The organism is Microlunatus speluncae, from assembly GCF_009299835.1.
GTDB classification, from domain to species: Bacteria; Actinomycetota; Actinomycetes; order Propionibacteriales; family Propionibacteriaceae; genus Microlunatus; species Microlunatus speluncae.
Genome location: NZ_VKCZ01000001.1, coordinates 454,806 through 480,811, shown reverse-complemented (window position 1 = coordinate 480,811; position 26,006 = coordinate 454,806). Strand labels below are relative to the sequence as shown.

Sequence of the window (26,006 nt, the reverse complement as noted above, 5' to 3'; positions counted from 1 at the left end):
TCAGGACGCGACGGTCACCGTACGTCAGCCGCCGGAGACACCGAGCTCCGCCGCGGCCAGATCAAGATCATCGCCGGACGTGTCGTTCAGCCACCCCTCGGGCAGCGCGACCTTGTCCCGTGGCGATCCCTGCCGTCCGCGCGGCAGCCCGAGCTCGGCGACCGGGAACTCCTCCGCCGGGTCCAGCTGGGCCAGAGCCCGGTCGAGATCGGCGAAGCTGCTCACCTGGCCGAACTGGCGGCGCACCTCGCCACCGATCGGGAAACCCTTGAAATACCAGGCCATGTGCTTGCGCAGGTCGGTCAGTCCGTGCCGTTCGTCGCTCAACCCGGCCAGCAGTTCGGCGTGCCGACGGACCATGATCGCCACCTCGCCCAGCCGCGGCAGGGTCCTCGTCTGCCGGCCGGCGAAGGCGTCGGCAAGATCACGGAACAGCCAGGGCCGGCCCAGGCAGCCGCGGCCGATCACCACTCCGTCGACGCCGGTCTGCTCGACCATCCGGAGCGCGTCGGCAGCCTCCCAGATGTCGCCGTTGCCCAACACCGGCAGGCTCACCGCCTGCTTCAGCCGGCCGATCGCGTCCCAGTCGGCGACGCCGGAGTAGGACTGCTGCGCGGTCCGGCCGTGCAGCGCGATCGCGGCGCAGCCGGCGTCCTCGGCGATCTTGCCGGCGTCCAAGTAGGTCAGATGATCTTGGTCGATGCCGAGTCGGGTCTTCATCGTCACCGGCACCCCGTATCGCTCGCCGGCCTTGACCGTCGCGCGCAGGATCGCCGCCAGCCGATCCCGCTTGTACGGCAGCGCCGCTCCCCCGCCCTTGCGGGTCACCTTGGGCACCGGGCAGCCGAAGTTGAGATCGATGTGGCCGACCCCGTATTCGTTGCAGAGGATCTCCGCCCCGGCCGCCATGGTCGCCGGATCGACCCCGTACAACTGCACCGAACGGATCTTCTCGCCCGGATCGAACTGCAGCATCTGCAGCGTCTTGCGATCCCGTTCCACGATGCCGCGCGAGGTGATCATCTCGCAGACGTACAGCCCAGCACCCTGCTCCCGGCAGAGCTGCCGGAATGCGGCGTTGGTGATGCCAGCCATCGGCGCCAGCACCACCGGCGTCTCGACCCGAAGCGGGCCGAGCCGCAACTCAGCGGCCGCCCGCGTCGTCGCTCCCGTCATGGCGCGACCGCGACGACGCCAGGCAGATCTCCGAATCTGGCGTTCGCATCCAAGGAAACGACGGTGCGACCGGTTTCGACCGCGTGGGCGGCGATGATCAAGTCATGTGGGCCGCGTGACAAGCCTGACCTCCGAGTGTAGGCGAGAAGCTGAGCGTGGTCGGTGGCCGTGCGTGCGGTGTATTCCAGCACGTCCATCTCGGCGAGAAACAGCTCCAGGCTACGCAGCCGGGCAGCCGCTCGCAGAGGCGTGTCGGCCAGTTCGGCACCGACTCGATACTCCGCTAGGGTCACGGCGGCCACCGATAGTTGATCATCGTCGAAAACGGATTGATCGACTCTCCCGCGTTCGAAGGCAATCAGAACTCCGGTGTCGAGAATCAGGCTTCGGCCCACGGATCCCTCTCGTCTTTCGAGACGAAGGCCAGGGCGGCGGCGATGTCTGCCTCGAAGTCGTCATCGGGGGGTGGGATGTCGGCCTTCGCCAGCGCGAGGCGCAGGTCCCGGCCCGTCTTCTTCGGCGCAGGCGAAACTGTCGCAACGGTGCGACCATGCCGCACGATGGTGATCGTCTCACCGTGCTCCGCGCGGTCGAGCACGGTGGAGAAGTTCCGCGAGGCCTCCGCGGCGGTCATCGTAGCCATGGATTCAGAATATCTGAATCCGTCGCGGGACCCAACCCACCGGCGTCGTTTTCGTCCAAGACTCCACCTGGCTCGCGACCTTATGCTCCGGTCACCGATTCGATTCAGGAGGATTTCTGTGACGCGTGAACTGGTCTACACGGGCTTCATGTCGCTCGACGGCGTGATGGATTCGCCGGGCGGCACGTCCGAGGGACATCGCGGGGGCGGTTGGGTGTTCGACGTCGAGTTCTCCGAGGAGGCGTACTCGCTGAAGAGCGAGGAACTCGAGGAGACGAGCGCGCTGATGTTCGGGCGCCGCAGCTATGAGTTGTTCGCCGCGGTCTGGCCCGACTCGGATGATCACGTGGCGTACAAGGAACTCCCGAAGTACGTCGTCTCGTCCGGCCTGGCCGACGATGCCCTCGTCGACGGCTGGGGCACGAACACGATCCTGCGGTCGACCGAAGACGTGGCCGAGCTGTTGCAGGGCGACGGCGGCGCGATCTTCATCCACGGCAGCCCCGAGCTGGCCCTGCGCCTCGCCGAGGCCGATCTGATCGACCGCTACAACCTGCTCGTCTTCCCCGTGCTGCTCGGCGCCGGCAAGAGCGTGTTCCCGCGGACCGACCGGGACAGCCAGAAGCTGAAGCTCCGCGAGGCCGACAGTTACGGCAACGGCGTGGCCAAGCTGGTCTACGAAGTGGTGCGCTGAGGCTGGGCGAGGTCGAGGCCGATCGTACCGCCGGTGCCGTCGCGGAGTTGCCCGGCCGTCCGCCCGACGTAGCGGCGCAGGGCCCGGGCCAGATGGGGCTCGTCGTAGTAGCCGAGCTTGCCGGCGACCTCGGTCGCCGGCTCGCCGGTGCTGAGCAGCACGGCCGCGGAGCGGACCCGTTCGATCTGTCGGATGGCACCGTGCCGCAGCCCGGTCGCCGCGCGGAACCGGCGCTCCAGGGTGCGGGCGGTGACCGGCGGGCGACCCCCGCGCAACACCTCGGTGACCAGCGGATCGCGGGTGATGACGCCGCGCCGGACCAGCCGGTCGACCAGCGCCTCCACGTCGTCGACCCCGGGCGTCGGCCAGCGAGCCCCGTCCAGCCGGAAGCTGCGCCGGGTCGCGTCCGGGAGGTCGATGCCGCCGTCGAGCAGCGCCGGCCCGGGCAGCCGGCGCAGGGAAGTGCCGATGGCCAACTGGATCCCGACGAAGCTCGCCTCCTCGGGCACCGGCGCGGTGCCGGTGCGGCTCTCCGCGCCGGTGACGGTCACGAAGGCGTGCCCCGCTGCTGCCCGAACACCAGACCCCAGGTCTCGGAGGCGACCGAGGTCATCTCCGAGACCTGCTCACTGCGGCAGGTCCAGACCGAGGCGATCCAGGGCGAGTCCGACGGGCGCGACCCGAACAGCAGGCCCACGCCTACCGGACTCCCATGATCAACAACCGACCGGCATCAGCAGCCGATCAACCTGGTGGCCAGATAGTCGGTGATCTTGTCCAGCGACACCCGTTCCTGGGTCATCGAGTCCCGCTCGCGCACGGTGACCGCATGATCATCGAGCGTGTCGAAGTCCACCGTGATGCAGTAGGGCGTGCCGATCTCGTCCTGCCGGCGATAGCGGCGGCCGATCGCCTGGGCGTCGTCGAAGTCGACGTTCCAGTTCTTCCGCAGCTCGGCGGCAAGATCACGAGCCTTCGGCGACAGCGCCTCGTTACGGGACAGCGGCAGCACCGCGGCCTTGACCGGGGCCAGCCGATGATCAAGCTTCAGCACGGTCCGCTTGTCCACGCCGCCCTTGGTGTTCGGCGCCTCGTCCTCGACATAGGCGTCGACCAGGAACGTCATCAGCGACCGGGTCAGGCCGGCGGCCGGCTCGATCACGTACGGCGTGTAGCGCTCATTCTTGGCCTGGTCGAAGTAGGACAGGTCCTGGCCGGAGTTCTTGCTGTGCGTTCCAAGATCGAAATCGGTCCGGTTGGCGATGCCCTCCAGCTCGCCCCACTCGCTGCCCGCGAAGCCGAACCGGTATTCGATGTCGACCGTGCGCTTCGAGTAATGGGAGAGCTTCTCCTTCGGATGCTCGAAGTGCCGCAGGTTGTCCCGGTCGACGCCGAGATCGACGTACCAGTTGGTCCGCTCGTCGATCCAGTACTGGTGCCATTCCTCGTCGGTGCCGGGCTCGACGAAGAACTCCATCTCCATCTGCTCGAACTCGCGGGTGCGGAAGATGAAGTTGCCCGGGGTGATCTCGTTCCGGAACGACTTGCCGACCTGCCCGATCCCGAACGGCGGCTTCTTCCGCGTCGTCTGCACCACGTTGGCGAAGTTGACGAAGATGCCCTGGGCGGTCTCCGGCCGCAGATAGTGCAGCCCGGACTCGTCCTCGACCACACCGAGGTAGGTCTTGAGCATTTGGTTGAACATCCGCGGCTCGGTGTACTGGCCGCGGGTGCCGCAGTGCGGGCAGGGGATGTCGGTCAGCGGCACGTCGTCGGGGTTGTCGATCCCCTTCCGCTCCGCGTACTCCTCCTGCAGGTGGTCGGCGCGGAACCGGCGATGGCAGCTCAGGCATTCGATCAGCGGGTCGTTGAAGACCTCCAGGTGGCCGGAGGCGTGCCAGACCGCGGTCGGCAGGATCACCGAGGAGTCGAGCCCCACCACGTCGTCGCGGGAGGTGACGACGGAGCGCCACCACTGCTTCTTGATGTTCTCCTTCAGCTCCACCCCGAGCGGGCCGTAGTCCCACGCCGAGCGGGTGCCACCGTAGATCTCGCCGGCCGGGAAGACGAACCCCCGGCGCTTGCAGAGACTGGTGACGTTGTCCAAACGGCTGGCGGGGGCCACGTGCTTACTCCAATACGAGGTGGATGAAGGATTTCGGGATTGTCGTGCGGTACGCAGACCGTACCGACGCCTCAGGATAACGGGCCCGAACCGGAACCCCGGGCCACATTTTCCCCGACCAGCTCCGGCTCGTCGTACGCGCTCGGCTCGTCGATCGCGACCGACAGCAACGGCACCACCACGGTCTTGGCCTCGAAGCCCTGCAGCGCCCGGCGGTAGGAGCCGACGTCGTCCCAGCGGGTGGTGATCGTCCACAGCTCCGGATCGTCCAGATTGCGGCCGAGATCGACACTGCGGAAGCCGCGACTGCCCTGCAGCACGCCGACCGCCGCCGCCGCGCGCTCGGCGAACGACGCGGCCTCGGCGGCATCGACCCGGAACCGGCTGATCGCGATCACCGGACGAGGATAGGCCCTTCGTCCGGCCGCGCGGCACAGGAGTCGATCCAGTCGGCCAGCGTCGTGATCACGGAAGGGTCGACATGCCCGGGTCGCCCGTAGTCGTCCGGGGTCGACGGGCCGTTCCCGGCGACGAACTGGTGGTTGTCGGCCGCGATCACCCGGATGATCACGTCGGACCGGCCGGCCAGGGCCCGTTGCCAGCCGGGCAGGTCGTCGGCGACCGTCACCTGGTAGTCGCGGCCGCCCTGCAGGATCAGGATCGGCCGGTCCAGTGCCGCGGCCGTGGCGGCCGGGTCGTAGACGCGCTGATCGAGCCAGTATTCGGCGGCCAGGCCGAACGGCAGATCCGCGGCCGGCGTCGCCGGTGACAGGTCGGGTCGGTCGATGACGGCGGCCTGCCGAGCGAACTGCTCGACCAGCTCGGCGGGCACCAGCTCCGGTGCCACCTCGGCCAGATAGCGGCCCACCCGGACCAGCGCCCGATGCATCGGCTGGGTGTCGCCGGCCAGGATCGCCACTCCGGCCACGGCCGGCTCGGTGGCCGCCACCAGCGGCGCGATCTTGCCGCCCATGCTGTGGCCGGCCACGAAGACCCGATCGGTGTGCCGGCGCAGGGTCCGTACGGCCTCGACAGCGTGCGGTAGGTATTCGCCGGTCATCGTGAAGCCCGGCTCGGTCATCGACTCGGGGCGCAGGAAGCTGATCTTGTCGAACCGGAGCACGGCGATCCCGCGGCCGGCCAGACCCCAGGCCAGATCCTTGAGCGGCTTGTTCGGGCCGCTGGTCTCGTCCCGGTCCAGCGGTCCGCCGCCGGTCAGCAGCACCACGCCGGCTTGCGTACGACCCTCGGGAAGGGTGAGGGTGCCGCCGACGGTGCCGCTGGCGGCGGTCAGGTCGAGTTCCCGCTCGGTGAACCGCGCGGGGTCGGCGTAGCTCGGCGGTGCCCATTCTTCAGTCGTCACGAATTGCTCACCTTTCTCATTCTTTGCGAAAGGTAGCACATTCTGAGATCGTTGGCCGATGGATCCGCTCGAACTGCTCGGCCATCCGGTACGGCTCCGAGTCGTGCACGCCCTCCGTGGCGACCGTCGGCTCACCACCGCCGAACTCGGCGACCGCATCCCCGATGTGTCGAAGGCGACGCTCTACCGGCACATCGAACTGCTCAGCGACGGCGGCATCCTGGAGGTCGCCGAGGAACGGCGGGTGCGCGGGGCGGTCGAGCGGCACTACCGGCTCCGCCAGGACCGGGCGTCGATCAGCGCAGCCCAGGCCGAGCAACTGACAACCGATGATCACCGGCGCGGCTTCACCGCGGCCATCGCCGTCCTCGCCGCCGAGTTCAACGCCTATCTGGATCGCCCCGACGCCGACCCGACGGCCGACCTGGTCGGCTACCGCCAGCACGCGATCTGGGTCAGCCCGGCCGAGTTGCAGCAGTTGATCGAGGGGCTGCGCGCCGCCATCCTGCCGGTGCTCGCCAACCAGGAGGCGCCAGGCCGGAGCAGGTATCTGATCAGCCCGATCCAGTTCCCGGCCGAGTGACTCCGGCACCCGGGCGGACCACTCGGCACTCGTGTCAGACTTGGCAGATGCCCGAGACGTCCCAGCCGAGCCTTCGTCAGTCGATGGAGCGGATCAGCCGCCCCGCTCTGGTCCGACTGACCGCCCTGCCCCGCCTGGTGGTGCCGCTGGTGACCCTGGCCCTGGTCGCGGTCGGAGCCTTCGCCCCGCTGCCGATCGCCATCCCCGCGTTCGTCCTGGTCTTCCTGTTCATCGCCTGGATCTCCTACCTGTCCTGGCCCGCCGTCACCACCAGCGGCAAGATCATCCGCGCGATCATGCTGGTCCTGATCATCATCCTCACCATCACGCGCCTCTGAACTTCCTCGAGCCGCGCGCTGCCGTGAGATCGGTGGTGTGGATGCCGCGCGCGTCGCCGATGCGGATCGCCAATGGGCCCATTGCAGATTGGCCGTGCCGATGTGTATCGGACCGGGCCGGTCGATCACTACCGTCGCCAGGAACGAACGCGGCCGGATGTTGCCGCTGCACCGGGGACGGGAGACGTGGACCCATCAAGGCATCGATCCTCTGATCGGACGCTCGCCAAGGTTTCGGCGCGAGTGGGTTCGTCGTCGGGCAACCGGTTCATCGTGCGCTTCTTCGTGATCGCCACACTTGGCCTGGCGCTGCTGTCGATCGCCGCCTGCACCAAACCGGAGCCACCGTCGGACCCTCCTCCGCCATCGGTCAGCCCGACTCCGACCGGCCCGGCCGGCTACGGCGGACCGCCGGCGCCCCGGCTGGACTGGACCGAGGTCTGGCAGCTCGATCGGGTGGGGCTCGAGACCGGCTGGTCAGCCGACCGGATCGGCTCCCGGCTGGTCGTCCGGGGCTCGACCAAGGACGATCCCACTTTCATGATCATCGACGCCGGCTCGGGCAAGCTGCTCTGGGACGACGGCGACCTGCCGGCCGAGCTTTCGACGAGGCTCGGCCCGGTCGAGCCGGGCTCATCAGGGAGTCCGGACGGAGGTTGGGCGGGCACCGCGGCCATGGCCGCGGACGACGGGCGGGGCGGGGTGTTGATCTTGGAGTACAACCAGAACTCGTGCCGGAACGACGCCCCGATGTGTCATGCATCCCAGCAGACTCGCGATGGGGGTGCGGGCCTGGTCGCGGTCTCCCTGGTCGATCGTTCGATCCGCTGGGCGACCGAGGTCACCCCGGCGGTCAAGCAGCTGGAGGGCGAGCAGCAGGCCGTCCGGATGGACGCCATCGGAGCGAGCGACTCGGTGGTCGTCGCCATGACGTACAGCACCAGTCGACCGACGCACGATCCGGGCCTGGCGACGGTCGCGATCGATCCCCGCTCCGGCAAGCGGCTGTGGCGGACCGAGCAAGTGCTGCCGTCCCGGGTCGAGGGTGATCGCGTGCTCGCCCTGCAGGATCCGGTCGGGGACGACCGCCGGGATGCCGCCGGCACCCCGGTCGTCCTGAGCGGACGGACCGGTGCCGAGATCTCCCGCGTTGCGGTGAAGCAGCCTTCCGTCTGGGACACCGTCGGGGACGGGTTGGCGACGATCTTCACGTTCAGTGACCCGGAATCACCGGCCCTGGTTGTCGACCTGTCCGACGGACGGGTCGTGCTCGAGTTGCCCGCGTCGCCCTGGCCCGGGCAGCTGGCCTCGACATCGTCCACGGGACCGGTCGCCTGGTGGTACGACGGCACGAACCTGTTCAGCCGGTCCACCAGGGATCCCACGCCGCTGCTCACCCCGTTGCCCGACCGTTACGGCACCAACCCGCTCCTGTTCGCGCGTGGCGACCACATCTGGGTGCAGACCGAGCACGGCCAGGTCGCGTACGACCGCAGCGGACGGACCCGCTCGGATCTGGTGTCCGGCACCGTTCTGCAGGTCGACGAGGAACTGATCCTGGTCGTTCGGCCCGATGGCGGGCTGCGCCTGCTCCGGCTCACCTGATCCCGACCCCGGTCGCCGCCGGCCTCCCGGCACACCGGCGGTTTCTCAGGTCAGACAGAGGTCAGCGACCGGTGCATCAGCAGACACAAGCAGTGGTAGCGGTAGCTGGTCCCGTCGGGCGCTTCCTGGTCCCACTCGGCGGGTTCAGAGGCGAACTCCTGATAGCCCAGGCGGCGGTACAGGCGGATGGCGCCCTCGTTGGATTCCTCGACGCCGAGGGTGGCGCGATCGAGGCCATGATCACTGATCACCTGCTCCGCCCGGCCGATCAGGGCGGTTCCGATCCCCTTGTTTCGAAGGCGTTCGACGACATCGAACTGGAACAGCGTCCCGGCGTCGGGATGCTCGTCGTATCGGATGCCGATCTTGCCGGCGATCCGACCGTCGGCCAGCACCGCGGCCAGATAGTCACCCGAACCCTCCAGACCGCCGAGGAGGTGCTGCCGGTGCAGTTCGGTGCGGGTCCAGCGGTCGACATCTTCGAGCCGGAACGGCCTGATCACCAGCCCCGCGACATCCGCCATGATCGGCGACTCTGCCACACCCGATCGTCCCGGAACAACGAGATTTCGACCGCACAGCGATCACCACGACCCGCCCGCCGCCCCAACCAGCTCCGCCGATCCGTCACATCCGCGTCGACACGCCGCCAGAACGGCCGCGGATGTGACGGGTCGGCGGAATTTGGGGTTGGGGATTTGACGAAGCCAGGTAACTTATTGAAAATGGTTTTCATGCAGAGGTTCCCGCGCGTGCTCGGTGCGCTCGTCACGTCGTCCGTTCTCCTCCTTGCTGCGGCGTGCGGGTCGACCGGTCCGGGAGGCTCCGGGGGGCAGCCTGGTCAGCTGTCGATCGTCACCTCGGTGTATCCGTTCCAGTTCGTCGTCGAGCGCGTCGCGGGGACCCATGCGAAGGTCGAGAACCTGACCCAGCCGGGGGCCGAGCCGCACGACCTCGAGCTGTCACCGCAGCAGGTGGCCCAGGTCGGCAAGGCCGATCTCGTCGTGTACGAGAAGACGCTGCAGGCCGCCGTCGACGAGGCCGTCGCGCAGAATGCCGGCGATCGGGCTCTGGACACCGCGACCGTGGTGCCGATGATCCCGCTCGGCGAGGAAGCTCACGAACACGAAGACGGCAGCGAGGAGGGCGAGGAGCATGATCACGGCGGCCTCGATCCGCACATCTGGCTCGACCCCAACAACCTGGCCACGGTGGGCCGGGCGGTGGCCGAACGACTCGCCGCCGCCGATCCCGATCATGCCGCCGACTACACCGAGAACGCCGCTGCCCTGGCCACCGAGCTGACCGGGCTGGATCAGGAATACACCGCCGGGCTGAAGCAGTGCACGATCCGGGAGTTCATCACCAACCATGCCGCGTTCGGCTACCTGGCCAAGCGCTACGGGCTGGAACAGATCTCGATCAGCGGGCTCAGCCCGGACGCCGAGCCGTCGCCGGCGCGGATCGCCGAGATCCACACCGAGGCGAAGGAACACAAGATCACCACGATCTTCTACGAGACGCTGGTCTCCCCCGCCGTGGCCGAGTCGATCGCCGGCGACCTGGGGCTGAAGACCGACGTGCTCGACCCGATCGAGGGGGTCACCCAGGATTCCCGCGGCAAGGACTACCTTGAGATCATGCGTGCCAACCTGACGGCGCTCCGATCCGCCAACGCGTGCCAGTGACCCCGCCGATGCCGGTGAGCACTCCGTGTCTGTGAATCCAGGGTCGGTGAACCCGGAGCCCGACGCCGCAACCGTCCTGGCCGCGACCGACCTGTCCGTCGAGCTGGGCGGGCTGCCGGTGCTGCGCGGCATCACCATGTCGGTCGAGGCCGGCGAGACGGTCGCGCTGCTCGGCGGCAACGGCTCCGGCAAGTCCACCCTGGTCCGGTCCCTGGTCGGCCTGCTGCCGTACCAGCGCGGAATGATCACGCTCTTCGGGCGGCCGATCCGGCTGTTCCGGGACTGGCAGCGGATCGGGTACGTGCCGCAGCGGACCCCGGTCGGCACCAGCGCGGCGACGGTCCGCGAGGTCGTCGCGGCCGGCCGACTGGCCCGGCGGATCCCGATCCTGCCCGCGGGCCGGCAGCAGCGCCAGGCCGTGACCGAAGCGCTGCAGACCGTCGGGATGGCCGAGCGGGCCGGCGATCCGATCTCCTGGCTGTCCGGCGGCCAGCAGCAGCGGGTGCTGATCGCCCGGGCGCTGGTCGCCCAGCCCCGGTTGTTGATCTTGGACGAGCCGATCGCCGGCGTCGACCTGGAGCACCAGCGAGTGCTCGCCTCGGTGCTGGACCGGCTGACCGACAACGGCACCGCGATCTTGGTCGTGCTGCACGAGATCGGGCCGCTGGCCGGTCAGATCGACCGGGCCGTGGTGCTCAACCAGGGCCGCGTCGCCCACCACGGCAGCCTGGCCGGCATCCCCGGCCTGCGCTCCGGCGGTCACGAGTGCGACGAGCCGGCGATCGAGCCCGGCCTGATCGGCCCGGCCATGATCGACCGCCCCGACCTGCTCCGACGAAACGGCGCTTCATGATCGAGATCCTGCAGTTCCCGTTCATGCAGCGGGCGTTGATCGCCGCGCTGCTGACCGGCCTGATGGCGCCGGCCATCGGCAGCTATGTGGTGCAGCGCCGGCTCAGCCTGCTCGGCGACGGCCTCGGCCACGTGGCGATCGCCGGCGTCGGCCTCGCGTTGCTGACCGGTCAGGCGCCGATCCCGATCGCGGTCGTGGTCTGTGTCGCCGGCGCGGTGATCGTCGAGCTGCTCCGCCAGCAGGGCAAGGCCACCGGCGACGTCGGATTGGCGATCTTGTTCTACGGCGGCCTGGCCGCGGGTGTGCTGATGTCGGGCATCGCCGGTGGCGGCGCCGGCGCCCTGTCGCAGTATCTGTTCGGCTCGCTGACCAGCGTCACCGCCGAGGATCTGATCATGGTCGGGATCCTGACCGTGTTGGTGCTGGTGCCGACCCTCGGGCTGGCGCCGCAACTGTTCACGGTCTGTGCCGACGAGGAGTTCGCCCGGGTGCAGGGCCTCAAGGTCCGGCTCTACAACCTGATCATCGTCGTGGTCGCGGCGATCACCGTCGCCCTGGCGATGCGGACGGTCGGATTGCTGTTGGTCAGCGCGCTGATGGTGATCCCGGTGGCCGCCGCCCAGAACCTCACCCGCGGTTTCGGGGCCGGTCTGGTGGGCGCGATCGTGATCGGCGTCGTCGTCGCCGTCGGCGGTGCTACGGCCTCGTTCTATGCCGACACTCCCCCTGGCGCGATGATCGTGGTGCTGGCCATCGTCGTGTTCGCGCTCAGTTGGCCTTTCTCGATTCTCTTCACCCGTCGTCGTAGAGTGCTCCCCGTGCTACCGGAACTGAGCGAGGAACTCGACCAGCCGACGCCGCACGAGCCGGCGCCGGACCATCCGCACCAGCACAGCGACACCTGTGGCCACCAACCGGTCCGCCACGGCGACCACATCGACTACGTCCACGACGGGCACCGACACGCCCAGCACGCGGACCACTACGACGAGCACTGAGCAGGCGAGGGAGCCGGCCATGGTCGACCCGAAGGTGACGACGACGCCGCAACGCCGGACCCGGCAGCGGGCCTCCGTACACGCCATCCTGTCGGATCTGGACGAGTTCCGGACCGCGCAGCAGATCCACGACCTGCTCCGTCAGCAGGGCGACCGGATCGGCCTGACCACGGTCTACCGGACGCTGCAGTCGATGGCCGAGGCGAGCGAGGTGGACGCGCTGCGGACCGGTGAGGGCGAGATGGCGTACCGGCGCTGCTCCACCGGCCACCACCATCACCTGGTCTGCCGGGTCTGCGGTCGAACGGTCGAGGTGACCGGCCCCGCCGTCGAACGCTGGGCCACCCGGATCGCCGAGGAGAACGGCTTCCGCGAGGTCAGCCACGACCTGGAGATCTTCGGCACCTGCGCCGACCACTGACCCAACCCCCCGAGTTGTCAGACTCTCACCACGCCAGGGCATGGTGAGAGTCTGACAAGTCGGGGGTTAGGGGTCGCAGCCGACTATTTGGAGGTTGAAGTAGTCGCGGTAGACCCAGCCGCGGCGGGCGTGGGCGTAGGAGTAGACGTTGATCGGGCCCAGGTCGTTGGGCCCGTGTAACTCGGCGCCCGGCTGCAGCCAGGTGCTGCCGCCGCCGTCCCACTCGATCAGGGTCGCCTGCAGCACCTTGTAGATGCATTCCTGGTCCGGCGCGGTGACCGAGTAGTCGCGACCCGCCGGCTCCTCCCCCGCGGCGGCTGCCGTCGTGGCAGCCCCGGCGGTGAGCCAGCCGGTCAGCACCAGGGCACCGATCACCAGACCGGACCTGAGTCTCTGTTTGATCATGATCATTCCTTTCTGCCTAGCTTGATCAACAAGCGAGATAGTTGGCGTGGATCCAGACCCCGCTGGGGCCGCCCCACAGGTTGCCGCCGCGCCAGTGGCCGCCGAAATCCTCGGCGAACACGTCGAAGCCCTGGCCCTGGGTCACCCAGCCCTTGATCTCACCGCCGGACGGGTAGGGCTTGTTGTAGAACGGCACGCCGACCGTCTTGACGAAGCAGGTGTAGTACTCCGCCCTGGCCGGTTCGGTTGCGGCGGTGGCGGTGGCCGAACCGCCGCCGGTGATCATCAGCACGGTCATGATCACCAGGGCGGCAGCCCGCCGCAGTCGCCGGTTCACCGTGATCATCGGCGTCAGGCGATGCACAGCGGGTTGCCGTGCGCGTTGGTGACGTTGTTGACCTGAATGATCGGGTGCACGTTGCAGCCCCGGCCCATCCAGGTCGGCCAGGTGTGCGAGGCACTGTCACCGCCGCCGGTGACGCCGGCGGTCTTGCAGTGGTAGCCGCTCTGGTTGTTGCCCCAGCACAGATTGATCGCCTTGTTCGCCGCGCTGGTCTGCCACCAACCGACGCCGATCACCCCCTGGCCGTTCGCCGTACCGGAGGCGTCGATGCAGAGCGTGCCTTTCAGCTCCCAGGTCGCGATCTGGGTGCAGGTCTGCCAGTAGCCGTCGGGGCCGGCCACGCCGTAATCCCGGCCGGCGACCCTCTTGTCCTCGTCGATGGCGCTGTCGGCCGACGCCGTCAGCGGCAGCAGCACCGCCAGCACCACACCGAGCAGTGCGGCCAGCAGGGGTAGTCGTCCGGTGCGTCGAAGCGTGCGTTGGGATCCCACAGTTCCTCCTCGTCCAGGGTCCGGGACTCGGGATCGGTCCCGGATGCCTTCACTGTCCGGGCCGGTGCTGGGCGGTCACAACGCTTTGAAAGAAGTTTGAAATCGTTTCCGCGCTTGCCGGCGATCGGGTGCAGTGAGATGCCTCTTGTGGCAGTGCCTGAATGTGAGCGAAGGTCGTCCGTAATGCGCCGCTCCGCGCAAATTCGCCTCGCGTCGGGAGGAACCCCGTGTCACCGTCCTTTCCGCTCCGGCGTCGTCGAGTCCTGCAATTCGGCGCCGCCTCCCTGGCCGCTGTGGCGGTCGGCGGCACCGCCGTCCCCAGCGCGCAGGCCGCCACCCCGACCGTGTACGGCGACGCCTCGCTGTCCTGTGAGCTCTCCGGCTTCGGCGTCCACGACGGCATCGGCTACCTGACCACCCGGGGCCTCGCCCCGGTCCGCCTGCTCCGGTACGACTTCGCCGCGCGCCAGGTCAGCAACGTGTCCTTCCTCCCGGCGGCCGGCGCGAACGGCACCGCGATCGACGGCGCCTACGGGGTGGGGCCGTCGCCCGACGGCTCACTCGTGCACGTGGCCACCTACCCGGACGGCGACCTGTATCGCTGGAACCCCGGCACCCAGGCCTTCACCCGGGTGGCCAACACGATCGGCAACCTGCCGTTCACCCTGGACGTCGCGCCCGACGGCAAGGTCTACGTAGGGATCTACGACCCCAACGCCGGAGCGGTGGTCCGGGAGTACAACCCGAGCACCGGCGCGGTGACCTCCCTCGGGCAGGCCGTGCCCGCGGCGACGTCGCGCTTCGCCCGCTGGCTCGCGGTCGACGCCACCCATGTGTACGTGGCCACCACCCGGGACGGAGTGCTGGTCCGTCGGGCCCGCAGCGGCGGCGGCTGGACCGAGCTGCACCGGATTCCGAAGCCGCCCGGCGTCACCGTCACCGGCTACAACGGCGTTGCCCTGAGCGCCGCGAAGGTGTACGCCCTCAGCGGCCGCGACGTCGTCCGGCTGAACCACGACGGCAGCGGCGTGGAGTCGATCACCGCCCCGGCCGTGCTGAACCAGCTCTGCCACGACCCGGCCACCGCCGCCCTCTACGTCGCCAGCATCGACGGGGCGATCTACCGGCTGCCCGACGGCTCGACCTCGTACGAGCACCTGGCCGACACCACCTCCACGCTGCGCCACGCCGGCATCGGGATCGCCGGACCCGGACTGCTGGTCGGCTGCACCGAGGACGGGCTCGTCTGGGACCTGGTCCTGGCCACCGGGGCGTACACGGAACGCAACCTGATCGAGCTCGCACCGCAGGCCGCCGGCGGCGAACTCGTGCACTCGATCTGTGCCTCGTCGAGCGGCAGCGTCGCCTGGGTCGGTGGGCGGAACGCGATCACCATGCACAACGTGTCCAGCAGCACGGCGGTGCGCTATCCGATCTCCGGCGAGGCCAAGGCCGTCGGCGTGTGCGGCAACGACCTCGTTGCCGCCATCTACCCGTCCACCGAACTGCGGGCCATCGACCGCACGACCGGGGACCAGCGGAGCCTGGGCCGCATCCTGAACGGTCAGTACCGCCCGATGGACCTCGAGGTCGACGCCGCCACCGGCCGCGTCTTCATCGCGACCAAACCCAACCTCGGCGTCGCCGACGGAGCCCTCGCGGTGATCAAGCCGTCCGTCGCCGACAGCCTGCAGGTGCTGACCGGCCTGTTGCCCGGGCAGGCGGTCGTCTCGGTCGACCTCGACGCCGGCAAGATCTTCATCGCCGGCGACCGGTCCGCCGGCGCGGAGACGGTGCCGGACGGGGCCGCCGGCGCCCAGATCCGGGTGCTCGACCTCGCCACGCTGCAGACCCTGCAGACCTTCACCCCGCTCGGCGAGGGCACCGCCCTGATGAGCATCGCCCACCTCGACGGACTCGTCTACGGCGTCTACAAGGTGCCCGCCGGCTACTGGTTCGCCTGGGATCTGGCCCAGGGCAAGCGGGTGGCCGGATCGTCCAAGGACGCCAACGGCAACTGGGTCCGGATGCTGCCCGGCTACGGGGAGGTCGTCCGACAGGGCGGTCACATCTTCGCCGCCGTGAACGCCGAAGCCAACGACGACGTCCATCTGTATCGGCTCGGGCCCGGGCTCACCACCGCAACCCTGCGCAATCAGAACCTCGGCCGGTCCTGGTACACCTACCCGCAACTGGGGTTCATCGGCTCGACCATGACCGCCTGGACCCTGGCCGGTCGCAAGCTCGCCAAGGTCGACCTGACCGTCTGACCGCCGTCGTACGGCTCAGTGCAGCAGGTCGAGGATCTCCTCGCCGCGCAGGGTGCGGTGGACGCGGACCGAGCCGCCCACCCGGTGCCGGCTGATCAGTCCGGCCGACTCGAGCTGCTTGCAGTGGTACGTGGCGCTGCCGCCGGTGCTGCCGATCAGGGCGGCGACCTCGCTCATCGTCAGGTAGCCGTCGGCGCCGCGCAGGATCTGCGTCCGGGCCTCGCCCAGGATCAGGTCGGCCGGTGACTCCGCGGGGTGGGTGGTGCCGCACTCCCGCAGCGGATAGCCGATCCAGACGTGATCGTCCTGGTCGACGTTGAGCAGCGAGGCGGTGCCGCCGGAGATCAGCGGCACCAGCACCAACGTGCGGCCGGCCAGGTCGATCACCTCGCCGCGCGGGTCGGGCAGCAGCAGCGAGCTGCCGACCAGCCGGATCCGCGGCCCCAGCAGCGACAGTCCGGCGCCGAGCGTGCCGGTCACGGCCGCGGTGCCGATCCGTACCACCTCCCGGCTCAGCCGGCGCCGGCGACGCCGCCAGACCGCCTCGACGAACTCCCAGGCGTGGGCGGCGACCCGGGAGAATCCGGCCAGGAAGGTGCCCGGCCGGTCGATCACCGGGCGCAACGCCTCGGGCACCGGCTCGCCGGCCAGGTCGGCCTCCAGTTCGGCCAGCAGGGTGTGCCGGTCGACGTCGGCGGTCCGGTCCAGGAAGCTCCGGCCGGACGGCTCCCCCGGGTACGGCATCGGCGAGAGGCAATCCGGGATGGCCACCAGCGGCGACCCGAAGAGCTGCGCGGCACGGGCCCGGTCGGTGGCGAGCTCGGCCGGCAACAGCTTCGCCCGGCAGTGCGCGGGAATGCCCTGGGCCGGCCCGCCGAGCAGGTCGGCCACAACCGAGATCAGGGAGGCGGACGGCTCGACGGCCACCCGCGGAGACAGCCGGCCGAGGTCACCGAGCCGAAGTTCTGTATACGTATCCATGATGGGCCTTCCGTGGATCCCGCAATCCCGACGCGCTCACCGTACTCAACTCCGGGCTCAACCCAAACCCTGTCCGAAACCCCAAACTCCGTCGATCCAGGACAAAGATGGCATGCTGTACCGATGACGACGGCCGAAGAGACGGTCGAGGCCGAGTCCCCGACCCCGCCGCCGTTCTCGTGGGGATTGATCCCGGCCGCGGGCGTTTCCGCCTCCGCGGTGCTGTTGTTCGGTTTCCAACACCAACTGTCCGGTTATCTCGTGCTGGCGGTCAGCATCGGCCTTGCGTTCGTGCTGGACCGGGATCTGGGGAAGAGCCTGCTGCTGATCGGGATCGGGCTGGCCCCGATCGGCCTGATCTCGCTCGAGGCCGACATCGGCTGGTTCAACTTCCTCCGGATGGGTGGCGTGCTCGCCTTCGCCGCGAGTGCGCCGTACCTGATCGACCGGTTCATCCTGAAGCGCCATGTGATCCGGTTCCCGGTCAACACCGGTCGGCGCTGGACCCGGCTGGAGCGTTGGTACCTGGTCATCGTCGTCGCGCTGGCCTGGCTGATCCTGCCCTTCTACTTCATCAACTCCGGCACCTACCTGAACTGGCCGGCGGTGCACGAGCCGAGCGAAATGATCAGACTCGGCGTCGCCGTGAACGCCGTCGGCCTGTGGGACGAACTGTTCTTCATCTGCACCGCGTTCGCCCTGTTCCGGCGCCATTTCCCGATGTGGCAGGCCAACATTCTGCAGTGCATCATCTTCGTGTCGTTCCTGTGGGAGCTGGGCTATCAGAGCTGGGGGCCGCTGCTCACCATCCCGTTCACCCTGGTCCAGGGCTACATCTTCAAGCGGACCAGGTCACTCCCCTACGTCGTCTGCACGCACCTGATCTTCGACTGCGTGCTGTGGTTCGTCCTGGTCCACGCCCACAACCCCGACTGGCTCCCGATCTTCATCTACTAAAATCCGCCCACCCGGCACTAGTGCACGGGTTTTGCGGCGTGTCGGTGCAGAAGTGACGTCTCGGCGACGGACGATCGCGACCGCCGGCCGCAACCGCAGCCCTCCCCGGGATCGTCCGCGGAGCCCAGCACGATCGTGTCCGGCCCAGCAACCAGTGCATCGCCCCGTTCCCACTCCCGGCGGACCCGGGTGTGCCGCCGGTCACCCACCAGGAACCAGCAAAACCATCCATGTTCGACAGCGCTCGGAGTAGACCGTTCTCATCCACCGACATGGTCCTCCCCTCGGTTCCCGCTCCCGTCGAGACGTCGATTGTGCACCGACACGCCGACAGAACGCGTGCGTTTGTGGCGGGTCGGCGGATTGGGTCAGGCGCTGCCGTAGCGGCGGTCGCGGTCGGCGTAGAGCTCGATCGCCCGCCAGAGGTCACGGCGGTCGAAGTCGGGCCAGAGGCGGTCGAGGAAGACCAGCTCGGCGTAGGCGGACTGCCAGACCAGGAAGTTGGAGGTGCGCTGCTCCCCTGAGGAGCGGACGAACAGGTCGACGTCCGGGATGTCCGGCTCGTCCAGGAACCGGCGGAACCGGTCCTCGGTCAGCCGGGACGGATCGAGCCGACCGGCCGCGGCCTCCTCGGCGATCCGGCGGGCGGCGTCGACGATCTCGGCCCGGCCGCCGTAGTTGACGCAGAACTGCAGGGTGATCACGTCGTTGTCGACCGTCCGGGCCTCCGCCGCCTCCAGTTCGGAGATCACGCTGCGCCACAGCCGGGGCCGCCGGCCGGCCCAACGGATCCGGACGCCCATCGCGTCGAGCTCGTCCCGGCGGCGCCGGATCACGTCCCGGTTGAAGCCCATCAGCCAGCGCACCTCGTCCGGCGAGCGGCGCCAGTTCTCGGTCGAGAACGCGTACGCCGACACGTACTTGACCCCGACCTCGATCGCGCCCTCGATCACGTCGAACAACGACGCCTCGCCGGCCGCATGCCCCTCGGTCCGGGCCAGCCCGCGGGCCTTGGCCCAGCGGCCGTTGCCGTCCATCACGATGGCGACGTGCCGCGGCAGCTTGGCCGCCGGGAGCTTCGGCGGCCGCGCCCCGCTGGGGTGGGGCTTGGGCGCCGCGTACGAACGCCGGGAGTTCCTCACCGGCGTCCCCGCGGAAAGGTGGCGTGCAGCGGAGCGTTCTCGTCGGGTGTCCTTGGCACGTAAGGGACAATAGCCGGGTGCCGACCTACTCCGATGAGGCCGTCGTGCTGCGCACCCACAAGCTGGGCGAGGCCGACCGGATCATCACGATGCTCAGCCGGCGGCACGGCAAGATCAGGGCGGTGGCCAAGGGGATCCGGCGCACGTCCTCGAAGTTCGGCGCCCGGCTGGAGCCGTTCTCCCGGGTCGATCTGCAGTTCGCGATCGGTCGCACGCTGGACGTGATCACCCAGGCGGTCACCCTGGAGCCGCACAGTGACGAGCTCGGCCAGGACTACCGCAAATACACGGCCGGCCAGGCGATGGTGGAGACCGCCGACCGGCTGGTCGCCGAGGAACGCGAGCCCGCGGTGCAGCACTACCTGTTGCTGGCCGGGGCACTGCGGGTGTTGCAGTCCGGCACCCGGGACGGCGAGCGGGCGCCGTCGTTGATCTTGGACTCCTACCTGCTGCGGGCGATGGCGATCGCCGGCTATGCGCCGTCGTTCGTCGACTGTGCCCGGTGCGGGCTGGTCGGGCCGCACCGCGCCTTCTCCCCCACGGCCGGCGGCGTGGTCTGCGAGCCCTGTCGCCCGGCCGGTTCCAGCCGGCCCAACCCCGAAACCCTGGCCCTGCTCAGTGCCCTGCTCGAGGGTCACTGGGAGGCGACCCGGGACCAGCCCGCGGTGATCATGGCCGAGGCCAGCTCGATCACCGGCGGCTACGTCGCCTGGCACCTCGACCGGAATCTGCGATCGCTGGCGCATGTCGAACGTTGATCCCGGTTGGGGTCCGCCCGATCCGTCGGGCCGATTCTCCGGCGCCCCGGTGCCGGCCCGACCGCCGAAGCACCGCCCGCACCGGGCCGCGTACGTCTTCGCCGTGATCATGGTCCTGGTCAGCCTGGTGCTGATCGCGGTGCCGGTCGGAATCCCGGTCCTGATCAACCGCTCGACGGCCGAGGGCTCCCCGCCGATCGTGCTGCCCGAGCCCGGCGCGGGCAAGCCCGGGGTCGGTGATCGTTACTACCCCGACTACGGCAGCAGCGGCTACGACGTGAGCAAATACACGATCGCCGTCGACTGGGCGCCGGCGGCCGGTCGGCTCTCCGGCCGGACCACGATCAACGCCCGGGCCGAGCAGGGACTGTCGTCGTTCTATGTTGATCTTGCCCTGCCGGTCAGCCGGGTGCTGGTCGACGGAGCCGAGGCGCGGTTCGCCAAGTCCGGTTTCCAGGACGTCAAGATCACGCCCGCCCGGCCGGTCGAGGCCGGTAACGAGTTCCAGGTGCAGGTGGAGTATGCGGGCGAGCCGGGCCAGGTCCGGCGCGACGACATCCGCGCCTGGTATGCGACCGGGGAGGAGTGGACCGTGGCCGGCGAGCCGGAGAGCTCGGCCTGGTGGTATCCGGCCAATGATCATCCGTCCGACGTCGCCCTGATGGATGTCAGCGTCCGGGTGCCCACCGGCTTCGACGTGATCAGCATCGGCCGGCTGGAGTCCCGCGACACCGCCGACGAGCAAGATCACGACACCTGGCGCTGGATCTCCCGGCAGCCGATGGCGACCTATCTCAATTTCATCTCGATCGGACGCTACGAGATCAAGGAAGGCGTCGCCGCCGGCCGGCCGTACCTCTATGCGGTGTCGGAGCAGATCCCCGGCCCGCAGCGGCAGGCCGCGTTCGCCAACCTGGCCAGGTCGCCCGAGTTGATCACCATGATGGAGCAGTCGTTCGGCCCGTACCCGTTCAGCGAGCTCGGCGGAGTCGTCCCGGTGCACGACTTCTGGTTCGGCGGACTGGAGACCCAGACCCGGCCGATCTACCAGCGGGAGGCGATCGCCGACCCCGACCACGGCCCGGAGCTGGTGATGCACGAGCTGGCGCACATGTGGTTCGGCAACAACGTCACGCTGGCCCAGTGGGACGACATCTTCATCAACGAGGCGTACGCGTCCTGGGCGCAGTGGCTGTATCGGGAGCGGAACGGCCGGCCGGCGAACGAGTCGTTCACCAAGCTGTACGACCGGGTCAAGGGGGTCCGTGAGTTCTGGCGGATCACGATGATCGATCCGGGCGCCGACCAGCTGTTCAACACCGTCTACAGCCGCGGCCCGATGACCCTGCAGGCGCTGCGCAACGTGATCGGCGACGACGCCTTCTTCGCGCTGGCCCGGGACTGGGCAGCCGATCCCGGTCCCCGCAGCGTCGAGGACTGGATGGTGGCCGCGCAGGCCAGGACGACCACGGATCTCGAACCGTTCTTCGACGCCTGGCTGCGGTCGGAGTCCGTACCGGCGGCGACGCCGGAGAACGGGTTCCGCTGACGGGGTATTGTGCTGCAGCGACCACCGGTGTCGAGCACGACGCCGATGAAGAGACGAGTCCTCGGGGGAATCGACAAGGAGGAACGGGTGCGTCAGCGCCGGTCACCGTCGCCGAGATCGCCCGGATCCGGGCGCATTCTCGGCGCTGTCGGCATCGCGATGATCGCGATCGCCGTCCTGGGTGTGGTCTTCGTCCTGGTGAACCGGCCAGAGGCCGCCACCACGGCCGCGCCACCGGCCCAGGCCGGCCCGCCGCCGGCGACCCACCTCGGCCGGGTGCCGGCCAGCCAGGCCGAGACGCCGATCGAGAACGAGCACTCGCACGTGCCCGACGACGAGCCGACCGAGGACGAGACGAGCCGGCCCAAGCAATCTCCGTCGCGGTCGCCGAAGCCGACCCGACCGCCGTCCCCGACCGAGCCCGCCCAGGAGGCCCGGCCGGCCATCACGGAGGGCAACCTGCCCGCCGCCACCGACCTCGCCTGGCGCGCCACCGGCGACTGGCAGGAGCGGGCCGCGGCCGAGGAGTCCGGCGACGAGCTGCCCTCGGTCTGCCTGCCGTCGGTCACGGTGCTGGCGAACCCGGCCCACCTCTTCCGGCGCGACTACACCCTGGCCGCCAGCGGCCACGGCACCGCCCTGATCGCCGACTACGCCTCCGACGCGGAGGCCGAGGAGGTCTACGCCGAGCTCGGCCGCAGCATCCGCGACTGTCCACGGATGCTGCGCCGTCAGGGCTACCTGCAGCCGAGCCCGGTCGCGGCCAGGCCGGTGCCGCTGCCCGAGGGCGTCGTCGCGGAACACCTGCGGCTGGAATACCAGGAACGGCAGAGCAGGCCGACCACGGAGAGCATCGGACTGGTCCGGGCCGGCAACCGCCTGCTGATGGTGTCGATGGTGACACCCGCCGCCGACACTTCCTGGGCCAAGGACCCGGCCGGGCAAGCCCAGGACCACCCGATGATGCGCACCCTCCCCGTCGCCGCCGGCCGCCTGATCGCCTGAACGCCCTGTGGTGATGATCACCCGTCCGGAACCCAGCCGCAGGGTCGACGGTCGAAGTTAGGGCAAGCTAACCTCCAGGGGTGAAAGCTGCGAGCGGCCCCCGCGTCGGCCGGCCGATCACGATCGATGCGGCGACCACCCCGCGCCGGCTGGTGTTGCGGACGGTCCTGGCCGGCCGCCGCTACGTCATCCCGGCCGCGGTGCTGGCGGTGCTGCACCAGCTCGGCGAGGGGCTGGTCCCGGTGGTGATGGGGCTGGCGATCGACCGGGCGCTGGCCACCGGTGATCTTGGTCAGCTGGTGTTCTGGATCGTGTTACTGGCGGTCGATTTCACCGTGTTGTCGCTGTCGTACCGGTTCGGTTCCCGGATCGGCGAGTACGGCCTCCAGGTGGTGCAGCATCAGCTGCGCGGCAAGGTCACCGACCGGTTGCTGGATCCGGCCGGCGACGCTAGCACCGCCGGCCGGCTGCCGGGCGAGGCGCTGTCCGTCGCCACCTCCGACGTGAATCGGCTCTCCTTCGCGCTGATGCTCGCCGTCTATCCGGTCGGCCAGCTGGCGGCGGTGATCTTCGCCGGGATCGTGCTGCTGGTGTTGTGCTGGCCGCTCGGGATCGCCGTCCTGGTCGGCGCCCCGCTGATGTTGCTGCTGCTCGACCGGGCCGGCGGGCCGCTGCGGCGGCGCAGCGAGAGCGAGCAGGAGTTGGCCGCGGCCGCGTCCGGTCGCGCCGCCGATCTGGTCACCGGCTATCGGGTGTTGCGCGGCCTGCGGGCCGAACGGATCGCCGCGGAGCGCTATCGCCGGGTCAGCCGGGAGGCGCTGGACGGCACGCTGCACGCGCGGCGCGCCTTCGGCGGCTACGTCGGCACCATGTCCGGCGTCAGTACGATCTTCGTCGCCGCGATCGCCGTGGCCGCCGGGCTGTTCGCCCTGAACGGGTCGCTCAGCGTCGGCGGCCTGATCACGATCGTCGGGCTGACCCAGTTCATCCTCAGTCCGCTGCGCAGCATCGCCGGCAACGCCGGCCCGATCTGGGCCGCCGCGCAGGCCTCCGCGGCCCGGGTGCTCGCGGTGCTCACCGCGCCGCCGATGCCGCACGGTTCCCGGACCGCCGAGCGCCCCGGGGCCACCGCGCCGGTGAGCTTCGCCGGGGTCAGCTCCGGTCCGGTACGCGAGCTCGACCTCCGGGTCGAGGCCGGGGAGTTCGTCGGCGTCCGCGCCACCGGCGGCCAGGCCGACGTGCTGGTCGCATTGCTGGCCGCGCGGCGACCGCCGGAGCGGGGCGAGCTGCGCTACGGCGGGATCGCGCTGGCCGACTACCGGCCGGAGGCGATCCGGGCCGAGTTGCTGGTCGCGCCGCATGCCGCGGATCTCTTCGAGGGAACGGTCCTGGACAATCTCGAGCTCGGTGAAGCGGACTCCGACCGGGCCGACCGGGTGCTGGCCCAGGCCGGCGCGGCGGACCTGATGGAGGTGCTGCCGGACGGACACCGGACCGCCGTCGGCGAGGCCGGGGCCCGGTTGTCCGGCGGCCAGCGGCAGCGCGTGGCGTTGGCCCGGGCGCTGGCCCAGGACGCACCGGTGCTGGTGCTGCACGACCCGACGACCGCCGTCGACTCGGTCACCGAGGCCGAGATCGCCCGGCAGGTCCGGGACGCGAGGAACGGCCGGACCACGATCGTGATCACCAACTCGCCGGCCTGGATGTCGGCCTGCGATCGGGTGATCGAGGTGGCGTCATGACGGCGACCCTCCGCTCCGGTGTGGCCGATCCGGCGACCGTGCCCGGCGACCGGCTGCCGATCGCCGACCGCCGGCAGGTCACGGCCGAGGTGCTGCACGCCCTGCGCGGACGCAAGAAGCTGCTGGCGCTGCTGATCGTGATCTTGATCGCCGCCAACGCCGCCGGGCTGGTCATGCCGGCCGCGCTGGGCGGCATCGTCGACGCGATCGACGGCCGGCTCGGCGCGACCCGGATCTGGCTGCTCGGGTTGATCATGGTCGGCAGCGGGATCGTCGGCGCGGCGCTGACCGGGGTCGGTGTCGTGCTGTCCGCCCGGTTGATCGAGTCGGTGCTCGCCACCCTCCGGGAACGGATGGTCACCCGCGCCCTGCTGCTGCCGCAGTCGGTGGTGGAACGGGCCGGCACCGGTGACCTGATCAGCCGGGCCAGCGACGACGTCGCCCGGGTCGCCGAGGCGGTCCCGCGGGTCACGCCGGCGCTGACCGGGGCACTGTTCACGATCGTGCTGACGTTCGTCGGGATGGCCGTTCTCGATCTTCGGTACGCGCTCGCGCTGCTGGTGATCATTCCGGTGCACGTGCTCGCGGTCCGCTGGTATCTCCGGGCCGCTCCCCCGGTCTACGCCGCCGAGCGGGCTGCGATGGCCGACCGGGCCCATCAGGTGCTGGCCGGCCTGCGCGGCCTGGACACCGTGCTGGCGTACCGGATGAGCGAGCGGCACGGCGGCCGGATCGCCGCCGCCTCGTGGCAGGTGGTCGGCTGGGCGATGAAGGCGCGGGTGCTGCAGAACCGCTTCTTCGGTCGACTCAACTTCGCCGAATTCCTCGGCATGACCGGGATCCTGTTGGTGGGGTTCTGGTTGATCAACAACGATCTGGGCACCATCGGGGCGGCGACGACGGCGATGCTGTTCTTCCTGCGGCTGTTCGACCCGATCAACCAGTTGTTGATCGTGGTCGACGACCTGCAGTCGGCGTTGGCCTCGCTCGGCCGGATCGTCGGCGTGATCCAGGCACCCACCGCGGCCGCCGAGCCGGACGCCAGGATCGCCGAACCGGAGCCGCGCGATTCATCGGCCGCGGTGAGGATCCGTGAGCTCGGCTTCGCGTACCACCAAGATCATCCCGTGCTCGCCGGCATCGAGCTCGAGCTCGGCCGCTCGGAACGAGTCGCCCTGGTCGGCAGTTCGGGCGCCGGGAAGTCCACGCTGGCCGCCCTGATCGCCGGGGTACACCAGCCCGGCACGGGCAGCATCGATCGGCACGCCGACCCGATCGTGCTGATCACCCAGGAGGTGCACGTGTTCGCCGGCACCCTCCGCGACAACCTCACCCTGGTCGACTCCGGCGCCACCGACGAGCAACTCTGGGCCGCCTTACGGACCGTCGGCGCCGAGGAACTGGTCACCCGGCTGCCCGACGGCCTGGACACCGAGGTCGGCGGCCACGGCCGGGCGCTGACCGCCGCCGAGGTGCAGCATCTCGGGCTGGCCCGGCTGGTGCTGCTGGACCCGCCCGTCGCGATCCTCGACGAGGCGACCGCCGAAGCGGGCAGCACCAGTGCCGGCCTGCTGGACCGCGCGACCGAGCAGGCCATCGCCGGCCGCGCCGCACTGATCGTCGCCCACCGGCTCAGCCAGGCCGCCACCGCCGACCGGGTGATCGTCCTCGAACACGGCCGGATCGTCGAGCAGGGCTCCCATGATCAACTGCTGGCCGCCGCCGGTCGCTACGCGGAACTCTGGCAGGCCTGGTCCCAACCCCGGACCTGATTCGTTCCGAATCATCGCGAGTTGTCAGAACTGAGTTGTGCCCG

29 protein-coding genes are annotated in these 26,006 nt (G+C 69.7%); 15 read left to right on the top strand and 14 right to left on the bottom strand.

Annotated features, from left to right (window positions below):
• Window positions 1–24: 24 nt before the first annotated feature.
• From dusB to FNH24_RS02240, 3 genes are read right to left on the bottom strand one after another with little or no spacing between them, the layout of a single operon-like run.
• The gene (dusB, locus tag FNH24_RS02250; protein WP_152360482.1) at window positions 25–1,176 is read right to left on the bottom strand and encodes a tRNA dihydrouridine synthase DusB; all 1,152 of its coding nucleotides are present in this window, start codon (window positions 1,174–1,176) and stop codon (window positions 25–27) included.
• Window positions 1,173–1,571 carry a PIN domain-containing protein gene (locus FNH24_RS02245; protein WP_152360481.1) on the bottom strand — a complete coding sequence of 133 codons (399 nt, stop codon included), beginning with the start codon at window positions 1,569–1,571 and terminating at the stop codon, window positions 1,173–1,175. Before FNH24_RS02245 ends, dusB begins: the two co-directional genes overlap by 4 nt.
• Entirely contained in the window at window positions 1,556–1,810 is a 255-nt protein-coding gene (locus FNH24_RS02240; protein WP_246186709.1) for a type II toxin-antitoxin system Phd/YefM family antitoxin, read from the bottom strand. Before FNH24_RS02240 ends, FNH24_RS02245 begins: the two co-directional genes overlap by 16 nt.
• 127 nt (window positions 1,811–1,937) lie before the next feature.
• On the opposite strand from FNH24_RS02240, the gene FNH24_RS02235 reads away from it, so the two are divergent.
• Window positions 1,938–2,513: a dihydrofolate reductase family protein gene (locus FNH24_RS02235; protein ID WP_246186708.1), complete on the top strand. Its 576-nt coding sequence runs from the start codon at window positions 1,938–1,940 to the stop codon at window positions 2,511–2,513.
• On the opposite strand, the gene FNH24_RS02230 is transcribed toward FNH24_RS02235, so the two are convergent.
• The 5 genes from FNH24_RS02230 to FNH24_RS02215 all read right to left on the bottom strand — a co-directional run bounded on the left by FNH24_RS02230 (window position 2,495) and on the right by FNH24_RS02215 (window position 6,001).
• A complete protein-coding gene (locus FNH24_RS02230; RefSeq protein WP_246186707.1) occupies window positions 2,495–3,064 on the bottom strand; it encodes a helix-turn-helix domain-containing protein in 570 nt (189 codons plus the stop codon). The genes FNH24_RS02235 and FNH24_RS02230 overlap by 19 nt on opposite strands.
• Window positions 3,061–3,210, bottom strand: coding sequence for a hypothetical protein (locus FNH24_RS32100; protein WP_246186706.1), 150 nt, complete (start codon window positions 3,208–3,210; stop codon window positions 3,061–3,063). Before FNH24_RS32100 ends, FNH24_RS02230 begins: the two co-directional genes overlap by 4 nt.
• Before the next feature lie 36 nt (window positions 3,211–3,246).
• Window positions 3,247–4,638 carry a glycine--tRNA ligase gene (locus FNH24_RS02225; RefSeq protein ID WP_152360478.1) on the bottom strand — a complete coding sequence of 464 codons (1,392 nt, stop codon included), beginning with the start codon at window positions 4,636–4,638 and terminating at the stop codon, window positions 3,247–3,249.
• Window positions 4,639–4,709: 71 nt separating this feature from the next.
• Complete coding sequence (locus FNH24_RS02220) at window positions 4,710–5,036, bottom strand: antibiotic biosynthesis monooxygenase (protein WP_152360477.1); 327 nt, start codon at window positions 5,034–5,036, stop codon at window positions 4,710–4,712.
• A complete protein-coding gene (locus FNH24_RS02215) occupies window positions 5,033–6,001 on the bottom strand; it encodes an alpha/beta hydrolase family protein (protein ID WP_217427993.1) in 969 nt (322 codons plus the stop codon). The genes FNH24_RS02220 and FNH24_RS02215 overlap by 4 nt, the downstream gene beginning before the upstream one ends.
• A 58-nt stretch (window positions 6,002–6,059) precedes the next feature.
• On the opposite strand from FNH24_RS02215, the gene FNH24_RS02210 reads away from it, so the two are divergent.
• The 3 genes from FNH24_RS02210 to FNH24_RS02200 all read left to right on the top strand — a co-directional run bounded on the left by FNH24_RS02210 (window position 6,060) and on the right by FNH24_RS02200 (window position 8,527).
• Complete coding sequence (locus tag FNH24_RS02210) at window positions 6,060–6,584, top strand: helix-turn-helix domain-containing protein (RefSeq protein WP_152360475.1); 525 nt, start codon at window positions 6,060–6,062, stop codon at window positions 6,582–6,584.
• Between the two features lie 47 nt (window positions 6,585–6,631).
• Window positions 6,632–6,922 (top strand): DUF6703 family protein, encoded by a 291-nt coding sequence (locus FNH24_RS02205; protein ID WP_152360474.1) that lies wholly within the window; start codon window positions 6,632–6,634, stop codon window positions 6,920–6,922.
• A 243-nt stretch (window positions 6,923–7,165) separates the two neighbouring features.
• A complete protein-coding gene (locus tag FNH24_RS02200) occupies window positions 7,166–8,527 on the top strand; it encodes a hypothetical protein (RefSeq protein WP_152360473.1) in 1,362 nt (453 codons plus the stop codon).
• 50 nt (window positions 8,528–8,577) lie between these two features.
• Here FNH24_RS02200 and FNH24_RS02195 read toward each other — a convergent pair whose 3' ends face one another.
• Window positions 8,578–9,051, bottom strand: a complete 474-nt coding sequence (locus FNH24_RS02195; RefSeq protein WP_152360472.1) for a GNAT family N-acetyltransferase — start codon at window positions 9,049–9,051, stop codon at window positions 8,578–8,580.
• Window positions 9,052–9,390: 339 nt separating this feature from the next.
• Between FNH24_RS02195 and FNH24_RS02190 the strand changes: the two genes are divergently transcribed.
• From FNH24_RS02190 to FNH24_RS02175, 4 genes are read left to right on the top strand one after another with little or no spacing between them, the layout of a single operon-like run.
• A complete protein-coding gene (locus FNH24_RS02190; protein WP_246186705.1) occupies window positions 9,391–10,215 on the top strand; it encodes a metal ABC transporter substrate-binding protein in 825 nt (274 codons plus the stop codon).
• A gap of 25 nt (window positions 10,216–10,240) precedes the next feature.
• Window positions 10,241–11,068 carry a metal ABC transporter ATP-binding protein gene (locus tag FNH24_RS02185; RefSeq protein WP_246186704.1) on the top strand — a complete coding sequence of 276 codons (828 nt, stop codon included), beginning with the start codon at window positions 10,241–10,243 and terminating at the stop codon, window positions 11,066–11,068.
• Window positions 11,068–12,066, top strand: coding sequence for a metal ABC transporter permease (locus tag FNH24_RS02180; RefSeq protein ID WP_152360566.1), 999 nt, complete (start codon window positions 11,068–11,070; stop codon window positions 12,064–12,066). Before FNH24_RS02185 ends, FNH24_RS02180 begins: the two co-directional genes overlap by 1 nt.
• Window positions 12,067–12,085: 19 nt before the next feature.
• The gene (locus tag FNH24_RS02175; RefSeq protein WP_152360470.1) at window positions 12,086–12,487 is read left to right on the top strand and encodes a Fur family transcriptional regulator; all 402 of its coding nucleotides are present in this window, start codon (window positions 12,086–12,088) and stop codon (window positions 12,485–12,487) included.
• A 66-nt stretch (window positions 12,488–12,553) separates the two neighbouring features.
• On the opposite strand, the gene FNH24_RS02170 is transcribed toward FNH24_RS02175, so the two are convergent.
• From FNH24_RS02170 to FNH24_RS02160, 3 genes are read right to left on the bottom strand one after another with little or no spacing between them, the layout of a single operon-like run.
• Window positions 12,554–12,892 carry a hypothetical protein gene (locus tag FNH24_RS02170; protein WP_152360469.1) on the bottom strand — a complete coding sequence of 113 codons (339 nt, stop codon included), beginning with the start codon at window positions 12,890–12,892 and terminating at the stop codon, window positions 12,554–12,556.
• 25 nt (window positions 12,893–12,917) lie between these two features.
• On the bottom strand, window positions 12,918–13,238 hold the full coding sequence (locus FNH24_RS02165) for a hypothetical protein (protein WP_152360468.1): 321 nt from the start codon (window positions 13,236–13,238) through the stop codon (window positions 12,918–12,920).
• Window positions 13,239–13,243: 5 nt separating this feature from the next.
• Entirely contained in the window at window positions 13,244–13,726 is a 483-nt protein-coding gene (locus tag FNH24_RS02160) for a hypothetical protein (protein WP_152360467.1), read from the bottom strand.
• A gap of 227 nt (window positions 13,727–13,953) precedes the next feature.
• Here FNH24_RS02160 and FNH24_RS02155 point away from each other — a divergent pair, with 227 nt between their 5' ends.
• Complete coding sequence (locus FNH24_RS02155; protein WP_152360466.1) at window positions 13,954–15,996, top strand: NHL repeat-containing protein; 2,043 nt, start codon at window positions 13,954–13,956, stop codon at window positions 15,994–15,996.
• Between the two features lie 15 nt (window positions 15,997–16,011).
• Here FNH24_RS02155 and FNH24_RS02150 read toward each other — a convergent pair whose 3' ends face one another.
• On the bottom strand, window positions 16,012–16,977 hold the full coding sequence (locus FNH24_RS02150; protein ID WP_152360465.1) for a winged helix-turn-helix domain-containing protein: 966 nt from the start codon (window positions 16,975–16,977) through the stop codon (window positions 16,012–16,014).
• 123 nt (window positions 16,978–17,100) lie between these two features.
• Between FNH24_RS02150 and FNH24_RS02145 the strand changes: the two genes are divergently transcribed.
• Window positions 17,101–17,934 (top strand): CPBP family glutamic-type intramembrane protease, encoded by an 834-nt coding sequence (locus FNH24_RS02145; protein WP_152360464.1) that lies wholly within the window; start codon window positions 17,101–17,103, stop codon window positions 17,932–17,934.
• 368 nt (window positions 17,935–18,302) lie between these two features.
• Here the strand turns inward: FNH24_RS02145 and FNH24_RS02140 are convergent, their stop codons facing one another.
• Window positions 18,303–19,076: an isoprenyl transferase gene (locus FNH24_RS02140; RefSeq protein WP_152360463.1), complete on the bottom strand. Its 774-nt coding sequence runs from the start codon at window positions 19,074–19,076 to the stop codon at window positions 18,303–18,305.
• 77 nt (window positions 19,077–19,153) lie between these two features.
• Here FNH24_RS02140 and recO point away from each other — a divergent pair, with 77 nt between their 5' ends.
• The 5 genes from recO to FNH24_RS02115 all read left to right on the top strand — a co-directional run bounded on the left by recO (window position 19,154) and on the right by FNH24_RS02115 (window position 25,962).
• The gene (gene recO, locus FNH24_RS02135) at window positions 19,154–19,894 is read left to right on the top strand and encodes a DNA repair protein RecO (protein WP_152360462.1); all 741 of its coding nucleotides are present in this window, start codon (window positions 19,154–19,156) and stop codon (window positions 19,892–19,894) included.
• Window positions 19,881–21,443, top strand: coding sequence for a M1 family metallopeptidase (locus FNH24_RS02130; RefSeq protein ID WP_152360461.1), 1,563 nt, complete (start codon window positions 19,881–19,883; stop codon window positions 21,441–21,443). Before recO ends, FNH24_RS02130 begins: the two co-directional genes overlap by 14 nt.
• An 87-nt stretch (window positions 21,444–21,530) precedes the next feature.
• Window positions 21,531–22,448, top strand: a complete 918-nt coding sequence (locus FNH24_RS02125; protein ID WP_161605952.1) for a hypothetical protein — start codon at window positions 21,531–21,533, stop codon at window positions 22,446–22,448.
• 80 nt (window positions 22,449–22,528) lie between these two features.
• Window positions 22,529–24,190, top strand: a complete 1,662-nt coding sequence (locus tag FNH24_RS02120; protein ID WP_152360459.1) for an ABC transporter ATP-binding protein — start codon at window positions 22,529–22,531, stop codon at window positions 24,188–24,190.
• A complete protein-coding gene (locus FNH24_RS02115; protein WP_152360458.1) occupies window positions 24,187–25,962 on the top strand; it encodes an ABC transporter ATP-binding protein in 1,776 nt (591 codons plus the stop codon). The genes FNH24_RS02120 and FNH24_RS02115 overlap by 4 nt, the downstream gene beginning before the upstream one ends.
• Window positions 25,963–26,006: the final 44 nt, after the last annotated feature.